The 14,686-nt window shown below is 71.1% G+C and carries 14 protein-coding genes; 4 read left to right on the plus strand and 10 right to left on the minus strand.

Translation table 11 applies throughout. The features are described from left to right. The first annotated feature begins 312 nt into the window (after positions 1-312). Entirely contained in the window at positions 313-762 is a 450-nt protein-coding gene (locus AB0M83_RS05815) for a PH domain-containing protein (protein ID WP_364513030.1), read from the plus strand. 105 nt (positions 763-867) lie between these two features. Then, positions 868-2,712 (plus strand): dihydroxy-acid dehydratase, encoded by a 1,845-nt coding sequence (ilvD, locus tag AB0M83_RS05820; RefSeq protein ID WP_364513033.1) that lies wholly within the window; start codon positions 868-870, stop codon positions 2,710-2,712. Positions 2,713-2,775: 63 nt separating this feature from the next. Here ilvD and AB0M83_RS05825 read toward each other — a convergent pair whose 3' ends face one another. Next, complete coding sequence (locus AB0M83_RS05825; RefSeq protein WP_364513036.1) at positions 2,776-3,351, minus strand: DoxX family membrane protein; 576 nt, start codon at positions 3,349-3,351, stop codon at positions 2,776-2,778. Between the two features lie 51 nt (positions 3,352-3,402). Further along, a complete protein-coding gene (locus AB0M83_RS05830) occupies positions 3,403-4,311 on the minus strand; it encodes an NAD(P)-dependent oxidoreductase (RefSeq protein ID WP_364513039.1) in 909 nt (302 codons plus the stop codon). Positions 4,312-4,376: 65 nt separating this feature from the next. On the opposite strand from AB0M83_RS05830, the gene AB0M83_RS05835 reads away from it, so the two are divergent. Further along, positions 4,377-5,585 (plus strand): PQQ-dependent sugar dehydrogenase, encoded by a 1,209-nt coding sequence (locus AB0M83_RS05835; RefSeq protein ID WP_364513042.1) that lies wholly within the window; start codon positions 4,377-4,379, stop codon positions 5,583-5,585. A gap of 19 nt (positions 5,586-5,604) precedes the next feature. On the opposite strand, the gene AB0M83_RS05840 is transcribed toward AB0M83_RS05835, so the two are convergent. The 8 genes from AB0M83_RS05840 to gatC form a co-directional block, all read right to left on the minus strand. After that, a complete protein-coding gene (locus AB0M83_RS05840; protein WP_364513045.1) occupies positions 5,605-6,747 on the minus strand; it encodes a Gfo/Idh/MocA family oxidoreductase in 1,143 nt (380 codons plus the stop codon). Beyond that, the gene (locus tag AB0M83_RS05845) at positions 6,744-7,496 is read right to left on the minus strand and encodes a cupin (RefSeq protein ID WP_364513048.1); all 753 of its coding nucleotides are present in this window, start codon (positions 7,494-7,496) and stop codon (positions 6,744-6,746) included. Before AB0M83_RS05845 ends, AB0M83_RS05840 begins: the two co-directional genes overlap by 4 nt. Then, positions 7,493-8,413 carry a PmoA family protein gene (locus AB0M83_RS05850; RefSeq protein WP_364513051.1) on the minus strand — a complete coding sequence of 307 codons (921 nt, stop codon included), beginning with the start codon at positions 8,411-8,413 and terminating at the stop codon, positions 7,493-7,495. The genes AB0M83_RS05845 and AB0M83_RS05850 overlap by 4 nt, the downstream gene beginning before the upstream one ends. Continuing rightward, positions 8,410-9,504 carry a Gfo/Idh/MocA family oxidoreductase gene (locus AB0M83_RS05855; RefSeq protein WP_364513054.1) on the minus strand — a complete coding sequence of 365 codons (1,095 nt, stop codon included), beginning with the start codon at positions 9,502-9,504 and terminating at the stop codon, positions 8,410-8,412. The genes AB0M83_RS05850 and AB0M83_RS05855 overlap by 4 nt, the downstream gene beginning before the upstream one ends. Before the next feature lie 380 nt (positions 9,505-9,884). Next, the gene (locus AB0M83_RS05860) at positions 9,885-10,415 is read right to left on the minus strand and encodes a hypothetical protein (RefSeq protein ID WP_364513056.1); all 531 of its coding nucleotides are present in this window, start codon (positions 10,413-10,415) and stop codon (positions 9,885-9,887) included. 3 nt (positions 10,416-10,418) lie between these two features. Continuing rightward, positions 10,419-11,924 carry an Asp-tRNA(Asn)/Glu-tRNA(Gln) amidotransferase subunit GatB gene (gatB, locus tag AB0M83_RS05865; RefSeq protein ID WP_364513059.1) on the minus strand — a complete coding sequence of 502 codons (1,506 nt, stop codon included), beginning with the start codon at positions 11,922-11,924 and terminating at the stop codon, positions 10,419-10,421. Continuing rightward, entirely contained in the window at positions 11,921-13,438 is a 1,518-nt protein-coding gene (gatA, locus tag AB0M83_RS05870; protein WP_364513062.1) for an Asp-tRNA(Asn)/Glu-tRNA(Gln) amidotransferase subunit GatA, read from the minus strand. The genes gatB and gatA overlap by 4 nt, the downstream gene beginning before the upstream one ends. Beyond that, positions 13,435-13,734 carry an Asp-tRNA(Asn)/Glu-tRNA(Gln) amidotransferase subunit GatC gene (gatC, locus tag AB0M83_RS05875; protein WP_284743223.1) on the minus strand — a complete coding sequence of 100 codons (300 nt, stop codon included), beginning with the start codon at positions 13,732-13,734 and terminating at the stop codon, positions 13,435-13,437. The genes gatA and gatC overlap by 4 nt, the downstream gene beginning before the upstream one ends. Before the next feature lie 235 nt (positions 13,735-13,969). On the opposite strand from gatC, the gene AB0M83_RS05880 reads away from it, so the two are divergent. Further along, positions 13,970-14,623 carry an amino acid-binding protein gene (locus AB0M83_RS05880; protein ID WP_364513474.1) on the plus strand — a complete coding sequence of 218 codons (654 nt, stop codon included), beginning with the start codon at positions 13,970-13,972 and terminating at the stop codon, positions 14,621-14,623. Positions 14,624-14,686 lie beyond the last annotated feature (63 nt).

Raw genomic sequence — 14,686 nt, forward strand, 5'->3', positions numbered from 1 at the left:
CGGGTCTTTTTTGAGCTCTATCGGTGCGGTGGGGCGGGGAATCTCTTCCCTAGGGCAACAAAAAACCCTCGCCGACCGTAAGGTCGCACGAGGGTTCGCGCGTCGACGCAGCGGAAAGTCTTCCCTAAGCGTCGACGCGCTTGGGAAGTACGAGGCCGGTCAGCGGTGTCACGACGCTGACGCTAGTCCGAAGGTCTCTCGAGTGTCAACTCTGCGGGATGGTGAGTCCAGATCGTGGACACCCGAGCGGCGCACGTCACCCGCGTCCGACCCGGGTCCCGGCCGGTCCGCGGGGCGGTGCACCATTTCGGGGTGGCCGAAAAAGAGCAGGACGAAGGCCGGAAGGCCGTCTTCCGGATCCCCCGCACGTCGTTCATGGCGATCGCCCTCCTGACGATCTGCGTGACGCCGATCGCGCTCGGGGAGATCCCGTACCTGCAGTGGCTCTACGTCTTCCCGATCGCGCTCGCGGTGTTCGTGATCCGGACCCGCACGATCGCGACGCGCGAGGGGCTGGCGACCCGCACGATGTTCGGCCACCGCGACGTGCCGTGGTCGGCGCTCAAGGGACTGGCGATCACCAAGAAGTCGCGCGTGCAGGCGGTCCTCCGGGACGACACGAAGGTGCCGCTGCCCACGGTGCGGACCCGGCACCTGCCGGTGCTTTCGCTGGTCAGCGAGGGTCTTGTCGCCGACCCGAGCGGACTGCTGGACGCCGACGACATCAAGCCCGCCAAGCCGGAGACGTCGCCCAGCGAGTAACCCCTCGGCGCACCCACTCGGAGCAAAGGCTAAATTGGTAGGACCAGTTTCGCCGGAGCGTCCCGGACCTCCGCCTGGCCCACCATTCCGACCTGGGAGTTCGCCGTGCCGCCTCTCCGTTCCCGGACCACCACCCACGGCCGCAACGCGGCGGGCGCCCGCTCGCTCTGGCGCGCCACCGGCATGACCGACAGCGACTTCGGCAAGCCGATCGTGGCGATCGCCAACTCCTACACGCAGTTCGTGCCCGGCCACGTGCACCTGAAGGACCTCGGCGAGATCGTCGCGGGCGCGGTCAAGGAAGCCGGTGGCGTCGCGCGCGAGTTCCACACCATCGCCGTCGACGACGGTATCGCCATGGGCCACTCCGGCATGCTCTACTCGCTGCCCTCGCGCGAGATCATCGCCGACTCGGTCGAGTACATGGTCAACGCGCACCAGGCCGACGCGCTGGTGTGCATCTCCAACTGCGACAAGATCACCCCGGGCATGCTCAACGCCGCGATGCGGCTCAACATCCCGGTCGTGTTCGTCTCCGGCGGGCCGATGGAGGCCGGCAAGGCCGTCGTCGTGGGCGGGGTCGCGCAGGCGCCGACCGACCTGATCACGGCGATCGCCGCGTCGGCGAGCACCGAGGTCGACGACGAAGGCCTCGACGTCGTCGAGCGCTCGGCCTGCCCGACCTGCGGCTCGTGCTCCGGCATGTTCACCGCGAACTCGATGAACTGCCTCACCGAGGCGCTGGGCCTGTCCCTGCCGGGCAACGGTTCCACGCTGGCGACGCACGCCGCGCGCCGCGCGCTGTTCGAGGAAGCCGGCCGCACGGTCGTCGAGCTGTGCCGGAAGTGGTACGAGCAGGACGACGACTCGGTCCTGCCGCGCTCGATCGCGTCGAAGGCGGCGTTCGAGAACGCGATGGCCCTCGACATGGCGATGGGCGGCTCGACGAACACGGTGCTGCACATCCTCGCCGCCGCCCAGGAAGGCGAGATCGACTTCACGATCGCCGACATCGACGCGATCGGCCGCCGTGTGCCGTGCCTGTCGAAGGTGGCGCCGAACTCCGACTACCACATGGAGGACGTCCACCGGGCCGGCGGAATCCCGGCGATCCTCGGCGAGCTGTACCGCGGCGGGTTGCTGAACACCGACGTCCGGTCGGTGCACTCCCCCGACCTCGACTCGTGGCTGAACGAGTGGGACATCCGGGCGAAGGCTCCGTCGGAGAAGGCGGTCGAGCTGTTCCACGCGGCGCCGGGCGGGGTCCGCACGACGCAGGCGTTCTCGACGGAGAACCGCTGGTCGTCGCTGGACACGGACGCGGCGGGCGGGTGCATCCGCGACGTCGAGCACGCGTACACGAAGGACGGCGGCCTGGCGATCCTGCGCGGCAACCTCGCCGAGAACGGCGCGGTGATCAAGGCCGCGGGCATCGACGAGGAGCTGTGGCACTTCGAGGGCCCGGCGCGGGTGCTGGAGAGCCAGGAGGAGGCCGTGTCGGCGATCCTCAAGAAGGAGATCCAGCCGGGCGAGGTCCTGGTGATCCGCTACGAGGGTCCGGCGGGCGGTCCGGGCATGCAGGAGATGCTGCACCCGACGGCGTTCCTCAAGGGTTCCGGCCTGGGCAAGAAGTGCGCCCTGATCACGGACGGCCGTTTCTCGGGCGGTTCCTCGGGCATCTCGGTGGGCCACATCTCGCCGGAGGCGGCGGCGGGCGGCCTGATCGGCCTGGTCGAGAACGGCGACCGGATTCTCCTGGACATCCACGAGCGCCGGCTGGAGCTGCTGGTGGACCCGGAGGTGCTGGCCGAGCGGCGGTCGAAGATGGAGGCGTCCGAGCGGCCGTGGCAGCCGAAGGAGCGCCAGCGCCCGGTGACGGCGGCCCTGCGCGCGTACGCCCGGATGGCGACGTCGGCGGACACCGGCGCGGTCCGCGACGTGAACAAGTAAGCCTGGCTCAAGCCGCGAAGGCCGTCCCGTTCTCCGGGGCGGCCTTCACGGTGTCCAGGCCGGTCACCGCGTCAAAACGATGACCACCACCGCGGCCGCGGCCGCCAGCAACAGCGAAACCAGCCCCAGCGGCAACGGCCGTTTCCGCCACGGCGTGTTCCGCTCCAGCGAAATCGGCCCGGAACCGGTGAACAGCAGGCTCAACGCCGAAGCCGCCAGCAGCAGCTCGAACTCGAAGCCCTGCCCCTGGCCCTCGAAGAACCCGCCGTGGAACTTCGCGTAGACGGCGTTGGCCATGACCCCGAGCAGCCCGGCCGCGGCCAGCGGCGTGAACAGCCCGACGACCACCAGCACGCCGCCGCCGAGCTCGACGATCCCGGTGATCCACGACAGCAACGTCGTCTGCTTGTGGTAGCCGAACGTCTCCAGCACCCGCGCGAAGCCGCCGATGCCCGGCCCGCCGAACAGGCCGAACAGGTGCTGCAGGCCGTGCGCGCCCATGGTCGCGCCGAGTGCCACGCGCAGGATCAGCAGGCCGAGCCCGAGCCCGCCTTGCCGCGGCGCGTCGTCGGGCCCGTCGTCCTCGACGTCCGGCAGGAGGCTGGTCGGCTGCTGCGAAAAGTCGTCTCCACTGCTCACGCGCGAAGAGTAGGGGATGCGGGCTGACCTGGCGAGAGACCGCGCCGCGCGTCAGTACTCCCCGTGCACGAGGTTGTCCGGCAGCTCCCCGCCGGCGTACCGCGCGATCTCGGCCGCGGCGACGGCGTACGACCGCGCCCGCACCCCGCGCACGGCCCCGCCGACGTGCGGCGTCAGCAGCAGCCCGGGCGCCTGCCACAGCGGGTGCCCGGGCGGCGGCGGCTCGGGATCGGTGACGTCGAGCGCGGCGCGCAGCCGACGTGTGGTCAGTTCGGCGACCAGGGCGCCGGTGTCCACGACGGCGCCGCGGGCGACGTTGACCAGCACCGCGCCGTCCCGCATCTCGGCGAGGAACTCCGCGTCGACCATCCCGCGGGTGCGCGAGGTCAGCGGCACCATCAGCACGACGACGTCGTGCAGGCCGAGCAGCGACGGCAGCTCCCGCACGCCGTGGACGCCGTCCCGCGCGGTCATCCCGACCATGGTGCACCGCGCGTCGAACGGCTCGAGCCGCCGCCGCAGGTGCTGCCCCAGGTCGCCGGCGCCGATGACGAGGACGCGCTTGCCCTGCAGCGTGTCGGTGCTCTGCCGTTCCCACCGGCCTTCGCGCTGCGCCGCGCCGAAGACGTCCAGTTTCCGGTACATCGAGAGCAGCGCGGCGACCACCCACTCGGCGGTGCTCCCGCCGTGCGCGCCCCGGCAGGTGGAAAGCAGGACGCCGTCGGGCACCTTGCCGACCCAGTCCTCGGCGCCGGCGGACAGCAGCTGGATCAGCTTCAGGTTCGGCAGCGTGCGCCACAGCTCCTCGCCCGGCGGGTGCTTGCCGGGGATGAGCACTTCGGCTTTCGCGGCCTCGGGCGGCATCTGCTCGCCCCACTGGTGGCGGACGGGCAGGACCCGCGGCACCTCGGCGAGCACGGTCAGGCCCTCGTCGTCGGGCACCAGCACGGTCAGCGTCATGATCCTCACCGTAATCGAGGAGTACTCACCCATGGTTCACGCACCGGCCCCTAGGCTCGGGGATCATGCGAACCCGGTACCGGTCGGCCCTGCTGGCGATCCTGGCCTGCGGCGTCCTGCTGCCCGCCGGGTGCGCGCGGTTCGACGACACCGCGGCGGGCCAGACCTTCAGCCCCGCGCCCGTGCCCAGCCCCGAGTCGCCGCCCGAGGTCCAGGGCCCCGGCGCGGACTCCGGCGGCGACGGCAAGCAGGCGCGGCCCGGTCAGTCGGCCACGCCCGTGCCGCCGCCGCAGGGCTGCAAGGACTTCGACCCGGCGGTGATCGCGACGTGCCTGGACACCGTCGCCGCGGTCGCCGGCCTGCCGGGCGACGGGGCGACGCCGAGCGCCCTCGCGGGCGAGCGCAAGAGCGGCCGCGTGCTGCTGGCGACGGCGGGCAAGGACGCGACGGACTTCGCGAAGCTCGACGTCCAGGCGGCCGGCGACGGCGGCCTGACAGGCCTCGCGCTTTCGCCTTCGTACGTCGAGGACCAGCTCGTGTTCGCCTACGTGACGACGGCGACGGACAACCGCGTCGTGCGCTTCGCCAAAGGCCAGGCGGCCAAGCCGGTGCTCACCGGGATCCCGAAGGGCGCGACCGGCAACCGCGGCACGATCAGCGCCGACAACCGCGGCGCGCTGCTCGTCGCCACCGGCGACGCGGGTAACTCGAACGCCGCCGCCGACCCGAACTCCCTGGCCGGGAAAGTGCTGCGGATCGACACGTCCGGCAAGGCCGCGGCCGGCAACCCGAACGGCGCGCTGGCCGTGGCGGCCGGGCTGCACGCGCCGGGAGGGCTGTGCGCCTCCGCCGACGGCGGCCGCGTCTGGGTCACCGACCGGCTCGCCGACAAGGACGCCCTCTACCGGGTGCAGGCCGGGCAGCCGCTGACGACGCCGGCGTGGACGTGGCCGGACAAGCCGGGGGTCGCGGGCTGCGCGGACTTCGTCGACTCGATCGGCTTCGTGGAGGTGGCGGCTTCCGTGGCCGCCAACCTGCAGAACGTCCCCGTGTCGAAGGAGGGCGCGGTGACCGGGAAGCCCCAGATCTCCCTCGACGGCAAGACCGGCAAGCCGCCGGAGACGTTCGGGCGGCTCGCCGGGATGAGCATGATCAACCCCCAGCTCGCGGTGGCCGGCACGGTCAACAAGGACGGCGGCACGCCCGTGTCGAGCGACGACCGCGTCGTGCTGATCACGCCGGCGACCTCCGGCGGCGGCAACGGCAAGGACTGACAGCTTCTCCCGGACCTGGCTATGACAGGGGCTTCAGCTCCACCCGTCGTCCCTCTGCCGACGACGTCAGCCCGGCCTCCGCGAGCTGCAGCCCGCGTGCCGCCGAGAAGAAGTCGTAGCGGTGTTGCCGCCCGGCGACGACGTCTCGGACGAACTCCTCCCACTGCGCCTTGAAGCCGTTGTCGAACTCGGCGTTGTCCGGCACCTCCTGCCACTGATCGCGGAAGGGCTCGGTGGCGGGCAGGTCCGGGTTCCACACGGGCTTCGGCGTCGCCGAGCGGTGCTGGACGCGGCAGCGTCGCAGGCCGGCGACGGCGCTGCCCTCGGTGCCGTCGACCTGGAACTCGACCAGCTCGTCGCGGAAGACCCGCGTCGACCACGACGAGTTGATCTGCGCGATCGCCCCCGATTCGAGTTCGAAGATGCCGTATGCGGCGTCGTCGGCTGTCGCCGCGTACGCGTCACCCTGCTCGTCCCAGCGGCGCGGGATGTGCGTGACCGCCTTCGCGGTCACCGCGCGGACCGCGCCGAAGAGGTTCTCCAGCACGTAGTTCCAGTGGCAGAACATGTCGAGCACGATCCCGCCGCCGTCCTCGGCGCGGTAGTTCCAGCTCGGCCGCTGCGCCTCCTGCCAGTCGCCCTCGAAGACCCAGTAGCCGAACTCGCCGCGCACCGACAGGATCCGGCCGAAGAACCCGCCGTCGACCAGGCGACGCAGCTTCCGCAGCCCGGGCAGGAAGAGCTTGTCGTGGACGACGCCGTGACAGATCCCGGCGTCGCGCGCGAGGCCGGCCAGCTCCAGCGCGGCGGGCAGCGTCTCGGCCAGCGGCTTCTCGGCGTAGACGTGCTTGCCCGCGGCGATCGCCGCCCGCACCGACGGCTCGCGCGCCGAGGTCAGCTGCGCGTCGAAGTAGATCCGCACGTCGTCCAGCGCCGAATCGACGTCGGTCGTCCACGCGGTCAGGCCGTGCCGGTCGGCGATTTCCTTGAGTTTCGCCGCGTTGCGCCCGGCGAGAATCGGTTCGAGCTGCACGCGGGAGCCGTCGGGCAGCTCGACGCCGCCCTGCTCGCGGATGGCCAGCACCGACCGGAGCAGGTGCTGCCGGTAGCCCATCCGGCCGGTGACCCCGTTGAGCAGCACTCCGATGGCGGTCTGGTTCATCGCTGCCGGCCTTCCTGGTGGAGGGGTTCCCCGCCGGGCGGCGAGGGGACACCCGGGATGTCGTATTCCGCGCGACGCCCGCACATGCCGTAGCCGTCGGGGTTCGACGGCGTCGCGACCCGGACGCCCGCCTGGTCGAGGTGGCTCCCGTCGCCGTCGGCGAGGGCCTTGAGGTGCGCGCCGGTCAGTTCGGCGGCCTTCAGGGCCCCGGCCTGCCAGCGCGGTACCCAGTCTCCGATTTTCGGCGACACCAGCGCGACGGCCGCCCGGTGGAAAGACCTCAGCGGCTCCGGATCGCCGTTCAGCAGCGCTTCGCGCAGCGGCAGGTAGCCGCGAACCGCCAGGTCACGACGTCTTTTGGCGGCCTCGTCGGTTTTCGGCAACGCGGCGGCCTCGGCGTAGGTCCCCGCGTCCGCGAGCACGTCGGGCGGGAAGGTGAACACGGCGTCGCCCGCCTCGGGCAGGCCGCTGTTCTGCATGAGGACGGTGACGCGCAGGCCGCCGCCCTGCACCATCCGGTGGACGGTCCCCGGCGCGAACCACGCGATCATGCCGGCTTCGAGCGGCGTCTCCGCGTACCCGCCGGTGCTCAGCGTCTGGACGGCGCCTCGCCCGGCCGTGACGACGTAGGCCTCGGTGCAGGCGAGGTGGACGTGCGGGCTACCGCCGAGGACACCATCTTCGGCTTCCCATTCGTAGGCGCGTAAGTGCGAAATTCCGATTCCACCTGGAAGCGTGAATTCGTTCATGACCATCCGTGCCTGTCGAGGTAGTCGGTCACCTGATCGCGGTCCCACGCACCGTCCGCGACGACGACCCGGTAGCGGTACGTGAAGCTTTCCCCCGGCGGGAGGGCGAATTCCTCGAAGAACGCCCACGAGAAGGCCACCATGGGCGTGTCCTTGCTTCGGACGAACCAGTGGGACTCGTGGATGGCGTCGTCGTTTTCCGGTGCGTGCGCGAAGACGAGCGTCGAATGCGCGTCGACGTCGTCGTGTTCGCCGACGAAGGCCAGCCACGGCGCCTGCGCGCCCATCATGTCGTCGCCGCCGAGACCACCGGGCCCGAAGACGCGGCCGCCACCGAAGTCACGCGGACCTCGCCAGTGCAGGCCGGTGTACCCGGCTTGTTCGCGCCCGGCGGTGGTCGGGCTGCCGAACACGAGCGGCGCGTCGCGGACGTTGGTCAGCTCGATGCCCCAGTCGATCGCCCAGGCGCCCTCGCCGGGTTCGACGGAGTGGACGGCGATGTCACGCCGTTCGCGCGCCCACTCGTCGCCGCGGTGGGTCACCCAGGTGAGCCGTTCGGTGAAGGTCAGCCGGTCACCTTCGACGGTGAACCCGGCGAACTCGTCGTGGCGCATCGAGCCGATGCGGTCGGGCAGCTCCTGGTACCAGCGGCCGGGGACGTAGGTGTGGCCGCCCCAGAAGTTCTGGCCGGACAGGTGGCTCGAGGTCATCTGCAGGCCCTTGTGCCACCGGTGGTCGGCGGGCCGGTACCCGCTGACGCGCCGGCCGCGCAGCGTGCGCAACGGGTGGGTGTAGGGCTTGGGCGACTCGTAGACGACGGCGTCGGGCTTGTACACATAGGACATCAGCGCGACCCCGCCGGCCTCGACGGTCACGCGGTCGCCGTGCCGGTGGGTGACGGTGATCGCGGCGCTCATCCCGCGGTCACCCCGGCCATCCCCCGGTAGAACGGATCCCCCGGCACGATCTCCCCGCGGCGCACGGTCCGCCCGGTGGAGGCGGCTTTGTAGAGAGCGGCGACGAACTCCAGCACCCGCCGTCCATCCCGCCCACTGCACGGCGGCCGCTGTCCGGCCCGATAGGCATCCAGGACGGGCGCCAACGCGGCGGCGTGCGAGCTGCCGACGTCCTCGGCCGGCCCGGCCGGTATTCCGGCAACGTGCGGCGCGGGGGTGTACCGCCAGTTTTCGGCGACGTGGCCGTAGAGGTGCGTGAGCTCGACGGTGGCGCGCTCGCAGTCGACCCGGATCCGGCTCACTTCGTCGGGCGAAAGGACACTGTTGACGACGGTGGCCAGCGCCCCGGACCCGAACCGGACGAGCGCTGTGGAGACGTCCTCGGTCTCGACGTCGTGCACGAGCCGCCCGGTCATCGCCTGGACTTCGGCCCACTCGCCGTCGCCGCCTTCGTCATCGGCGAGCAGGTGGAGCAGCAGATCCATCTGGTGGATGCCGTGGCCCATGGCGGGCCCACCGCCTTCGGTCGCCCACCGCCCCCGCCACGGGACCGCGTAGTAGGCGGCGTCGCGGTACCAGGTGGTCTGACAATGCGCGACGAGCGGACGCCCGAGTTCCCCCTTCGCGAGCAGTTCCCGAAAATGGGCGACGGCGGACCCGGACCGCTGCTGGTAGACGAAGGAGACATACGGGCCGCCCTCGAGTTCGGCGGAGGTCATCTCGTCGTATTCGGCCAGCGAACGACAAGGCGGCTTCTCACACCAGGCCCAGGCTCCGCTCTCGAGGACCTTCTTGGTCTGTTCGACGTGCAGCCCGGGCGGAGTACAGATCGAGACGAGGTCGGGTTCCTGCGCGGCGAGCAGGGAGTCGAGGTCCGGGTAAGGCTCGGCGTGGTCGGTGGTCGCACAAAAAGCGAGCGCCCGGCCTTCATCGACATCGGCGGCGGCCACGAGATCGACATCGTCGTGGTGGGCTTGGTAAGCAGCGCGGTGACTGGCGGCAATGGCCCCGGTCCCGACCACGGCGACCCGCAAACGCTTTCCCCGAGCCACCCGGCCTCCCTCCTCACCAGCTTCGGCGACGTCTCCGCGAGCGCCGACCAAAGCGCGTCCGCACGTCGCTGGCCCCGCGCGGCTCCTTCGCCGGCGCATCCCTTCCGCCGTGTGGGCCCTTCCGCGACACCGCCGGCGCCTCCCACCGGCCGCCCGCAGCCTCCTGCGGCTCGCCCTCCGACCGTCTCAGAAAGCGCTTTCTCGCGCAACGGCCGCCATCGATGTCAACGATGTCACCGCAGGCGCACAACCGGAACGGACGACTGAGCCACGACCACCCGCGCGTCCCCCGCCGGATCGGCTGGAAGCACGGCGCCCCGGGCAGCTCCACCGGCGGCCCGCAGCCACCTCAACCGGTACCGGGGTTGCCGAGAGCCGGGTCAGCGGCTCTTGCTGCGGGGCTCACGTTTCCGCGGCTGCCGGCTCTCGGCCCGCGCCGCTCGGATGTCCAGGAAAGCGGCCACGCACGACACGAGCGCGGCCAGCAGCCCGAGGAACCGGCCGAAACCGGGCCCGATGGCGATGCCGGCGGCGTCGAAGATGCCGCGCTGGTCTGCGTCGAACTCCCAGTCCAGCGTGAACCACCCGACGACCATCAGCAGCAGCGACGCCACGGCGACCACCAGCCACAGGTGCGGCAGGCCGCTGACCCGGGCTTTCCGGATTCGCCCGAAGAAGACCACGACCAGCCCGGCCAGCAGCAGCGGCAGCGGCGGGCACCACGCGAAGAAGCTCGAGTGCCAGGCGTCGCGGACGACGTCACTGTGCTCCAACTGCGAGAGGATGTCTTCGATGTCCGGCTTGTTGGTGCTCAGCGTGGTCCACGGCAGGAACATCGAGCCCAGCGCGAGCAGCCCGGCCGCCAGGCCGAGCCACTCGCGCCAGGTGACGCTTTTGACGGAGAAGGACAACGGTCAGGAACCGACGCGCTCGATGATCAGCTCGCGGACCCGCTTGGCGTCGGCCTGCCCCTTGGTCGCCTTCATGACCGCACCGACGATCGCGCCCGCCGCGGCGACCTTGCCGCCGCGGATCTTGTCCGCGACGTCCGGCTGCCCAGCCAGGGCCTCGTCGATCGCCGCGAGCAGCGCCGAGTCGTCCGAGACGACCTTCAGCCCCCGCTTCTCGACGACCTCGCGCGGCTCGCCCTCACCGGCGAGCACGCCCTGGACGACCTCCTTCGCGAGCTTGTTCGTCAGCTCGCCGGAGGAAACCAGCCCGATGACCTCGGCCACCTGCTTCGGCGTGATCGTCAGGTCGGCCAGCTCGACCTCGCGGGTGTTCGCCTCCTGCGCCAGGGTGTTGACCCACCAGCCGCGGGCTTCGTCCGGCGACGCGCCGGCCTCGACCGTGGCCGCGACGAGGTCGACAGCACCGACGTTCAGCAGGTCACGCAGGGCTTCGTCGGAAAGCGACCACTCGGCCTGGATCCGCTTCCGCCGCTCGGACGGCATCTCCGGCAGCGTGCCGCGCAGCTGTTCGACCCACTCGCGGGACGGCGCGATCGGGACCAGGTCGGGCTCCGGGAAGTACCGGTAGTCCTCCGCGGTCTCCTTCGTCCGGCCGGACGACGTGGTGCCGTCGGCCTCCTGGAAGTGCCGTGTCTCCTGCTTGATCGAACCGCCCTCGGCGAGGATCGCCGCCTGCCGCGTCATCTCGTAGCGAACGGCCCGTTCGACGCTGCGCAGCGAGTTGACGTTCTTCGTCTCGGTGCGGGTGCCGAACTCGGTCGCGTCCTTCGCCATCAGCGAAACGTTCGCGTCGCACCGCAGCGAGCCCTGGTCCATGCGGACATCGGACACGTCGAGCGCGCGCAGCAGGTCGCGCAGCGCGCTCACGTAGGCGCGAGCGACCTCGGGAGCCCGCTCGCCGGTGCCCTCGATCGGCTTGGTGACGATTTCGATCAGCGGAACGCCGGCCCGGTTGTAGTCGAGCAGCGAGTGCTCGGCACCGTGGATCCGGCCGGTGGCGCCGCCGACGTGCAGCGACTTGCCGGTGTCCTCCTCCATGTGCGCGCGCTCGATCTCCACGCGCACGACCTCGCCGTCGTCGAGCGTGACGTCGAGGTAGCCGTTGAAGGCGATCGGCTCGTCGTACTGCGACGTCTGGAAGTTCTTCGGCATGTCCGGGTAGAAGTAGTTCTTCCGGGCGAACCTGCACCACTCGGCGATCTCGCAGTTCAGCGCGAGACCGATCCGGATCGCGCCCTCGACGGCCTTCCCGTTGAGCGCCGGCAGCGCGCCGGGCAGGCCGAGGCAGGTCGGGCAGACCTTCGTGTTCGGCTCGCCGCCGAACTCGTTGGCGCAGCCGCAGAACATCTTGGTGTTGGTGTTGAGCTCGACGTGGACTTCGAGCCCGAGCACCGGGTCGAAGCGTTCGATGACGTCGGCGTAGTCCATCAACTCGGCCACGGCAGTCACTTCGTTCCTCCCAGCTCCGGGACCTTGTGGATGAGCGCTCCACCGGCGGCGGCGTCACGGGCGGCCTCGTAGGCGGCGCCGACCCGGTAGAGCCGGTCGTCGGCGAGCGCCGGGGCCATGATCTGCAGGCCGACCGGCAGGCCGTCCTCGTCGGACAGCCCGCTCGGCACGCTCATCGCGGCGTTGCCCGCCAGGTTCGACGGGATCGTGCACAGGTCGGCGAGGTACATCGCCATCGGGTCGTCCACGCGCTCGCCGATCTTGAACGCCGTCGTCGGCGTCGTGGGCGAAACGAGGACATCGACCTTTTCGAAGGCGGCGTCGAAGTCACGCGTGATCAGCGTGCGCACCTTCTGCGCCGAGCCGTAGTAGGCGTCGTAGTAGCCGGACGACAACGCGTAGGTCCCCAGCATGATGCGCCGCTTGACCTCGGCTCCGAAGCCCTTCTCGCGAGTCAGCGACATGACCTCTTCGGCGCTGTGCGTGCCGTCGTCGGCGACGCGCAGGCCGTACCGCATGGCGTCGAACCGCGCGAGGTTCGAGGAGCACTCGCTCGGCGCGATCAGGTAGTACGCGGGCAGCGCGTAGACGAAGTTCGGGCAAGACACCTCGACGACCTCGGCACCGAGCGCGCGCAGCTGCTCGACCGCGGCCTGGAACGACCGCTCGACACCCGGCTGGTAGCCGTCGCCGCCGAACTCCTTCACGACGCCGACCTTGACGCCCTTCAGGTCACCCGTCATGCCCTGCCGAGCCGCGGCGACCACCGGCGGCACCGGCGCGTCGATGGAGGTCGAGTCCAGCGGGTCGTGCCCGGCGATGACCTCGTGCAGCAGGGCGGCGTCGAGCACCGTCCGCGCACAGGGCCCGGCCTGGTCGAGCGACGACGAAAAAGCGACGAGGCCGTAGCGCGACACCCCGCCGTAGGTCGGCTTGACCCCGACGGTGCCGGTGACGGACCCGGGCTGCCGGATCGACCCACCGGTGTCGGTCCCGATGGCGATGGCGGCCTCGAACGCCGCGATCGACGCCGACGAGCCACCGCCCGACCCGCCCGGGATGCGGGCGTGGTCCCACGGGTTGTGCGTCGGGCCGTACGCCGAGTTCTCGGTCGACGAGCCCATGGCGAACTCGTCCATGTTCGTCTTGCCGAGAATCACGACACCGGCCTCGCGCAGCTTGCGCGTCACGGTCGCGTCGTACGGCGGGATCCAGCCTTCGAGCGTTTTCGAACCACAGGTCGTCGGCACGCCCTCGGTGGTCAGGACGTCCTTGAGCGCGAGCGGCACGCCGGCCAGCGCCGAGGCGGGCGAGTTCCCCCCGGCGATGCCCTCGTCGACGGCCTTGGCCGCGGCCAGCGCGCCCTCGGTGTCGACGTGCAGGAACGCGTGGATGTGGTCGTCGACCTCGGCGATCCGGTCCAGGTGGGCCTGGGTGACCTCGACCGCGGACACCTCGCGCGTGTGGATCTTCTCCGCCAGCTCCGCGGCGGTCAGCTTGATGAGCTCGGTCACTGCTCTTCCCCCAGAATCCGCGGCACCCGGAAGCGGCCGTCCTCGGCGGCCGGCGCACCGGCCAGCGCCTGCTGCTGCGTGAGCCCGGGACGGACGACGTCCTGCCGGAAGACGTTCGTCAGCGGCACGGCGTGCGAGGTCGGCGGCACGTCGTCGGCGGCGACCTCGCTCACCTTGGCCACCGAGTCCAGGATCTGGTCGAGCTGACCGGCGAAGACGTCGAGCTCGTCATCGGTCACGGCCAGCCTGGCCAGCTTCGCGAGGTGCGCGACCTCGTCTCGGGAAATGTTGGGCACGCGGGTGACTCCCGGGTTGTGCTGTGCGGGTTGTCTCGGAAGCTGCAAGTCTATGGTGACGACGTCGGACGACTCGACTGGGTTACGCCCGGCGCAGGCCGGGTGCCGTCCGGCGACGCTCGACTCCCGCCCGGCGGACAGCAGGCCCACGGACCGGGTGGGTCTGTCACAATCGGCGACCGGCATCGAGCGTCCCACGGCAAGGCTGGGACGCCAGAGGTGAGAGGGGCGCGTGGTGTCGTTCCTGATCCGGGTCCTCCTTCCGGACAGCCCGGGGACCCTCGGCGCGGTCGCCACGGCGCTCGGCACGGTAGGCGCCGACATCCTCAGCGTGGACGTCGTCGAGCGCGGCACCGGAGTGGCGGTGGACGACCTCGTGGTCGAGCTCCCGTCCGGCCGGCTGCCCGACGCGCTCATCACGGCGGCCGAGAGTGTCGAAGGCGTCGAGGTGGACGCGGTCCGCCCCTACGCGGGCGTGCTGGACACGCACCGCGAGCTCGAACTCGTCGAAGAAATCGCCGCGCAGCCGAAGTCGGGCCTCGACATCCTGGCCGAGGGCGTGCCCCGCATCGTGCGCGCCGGCTGGGCGATGATCGTCGAACACGCCGAGACCGGCGCCCTCCGGCTGGCGTCGTCGAGCGCCGCCCCGGAGACGCCGATCACCGACCTGCCCTGGCTGCCGCTCGAGCGTGCGACGGTGCTCGACGGCGAAGAGGCCTGGATCCCGGAGACGTGGAAGGAACTGGGCACCGAGCTGGCGGCCACGCCGCTCGGCAAACCGGGCAAGGCACTGCTCGTCGCCCGCCCCGGCGGCCCGGCCTTCCGGGCGGCCGAGGTCGCCCGGCTCGCCCACCTCGCCGGGATCGTCGCGGTCGTCCTGGACGGCTAACCCCGCACGTCGTCGAAAAGGGGACGAGCCCGAGTGGGCTCGTCTCCTTTTCGACGAATGCCA

This window comes from Amycolatopsis sp. NPDC051106 (assembly GCF_040682775.1).
Classification (GTDB): Bacteria; Actinomycetota; Actinomycetes; order Mycobacteriales; family Pseudonocardiaceae; genus Amycolatopsis.

Bases quoted from the DNA above. Each gene is read 5' to 3' on its own strand.
- AB0M83_RS05830 (WP_364513039.1), bottom strand. From the start codon at position 4,311: ATGACGCTGACCGTGCTGGTGCCCGACGACGAGGGCCTGACCGTGCTC.
- AB0M83_RS05835 (WP_364513042.1), top strand. From the start codon at position 4,377: ATGCGAACCCGGTACCGGTCGGCCCTGCTGGCGATCCTGGCCTGCGGC.
- AB0M83_RS05840 (WP_364513045.1), bottom strand. From the start codon at position 6,747: ATGAACCAGACCGCCATCGGAGTGCTGCTCAACGGGGTCACCGGCCGG.
- AB0M83_RS05845 (WP_364513048.1), bottom strand. From the start codon at position 7,496: ATGAACGAATTCACGCTTCCAGGTGGAATCGGAATTTCGCACTTACGC.
- AB0M83_RS05850 (WP_364513051.1), bottom strand. From the start codon at position 8,413: ATGAGCGCCGCGATCACCGTCACCCACCGGCACGGCGACCGCGTGACC.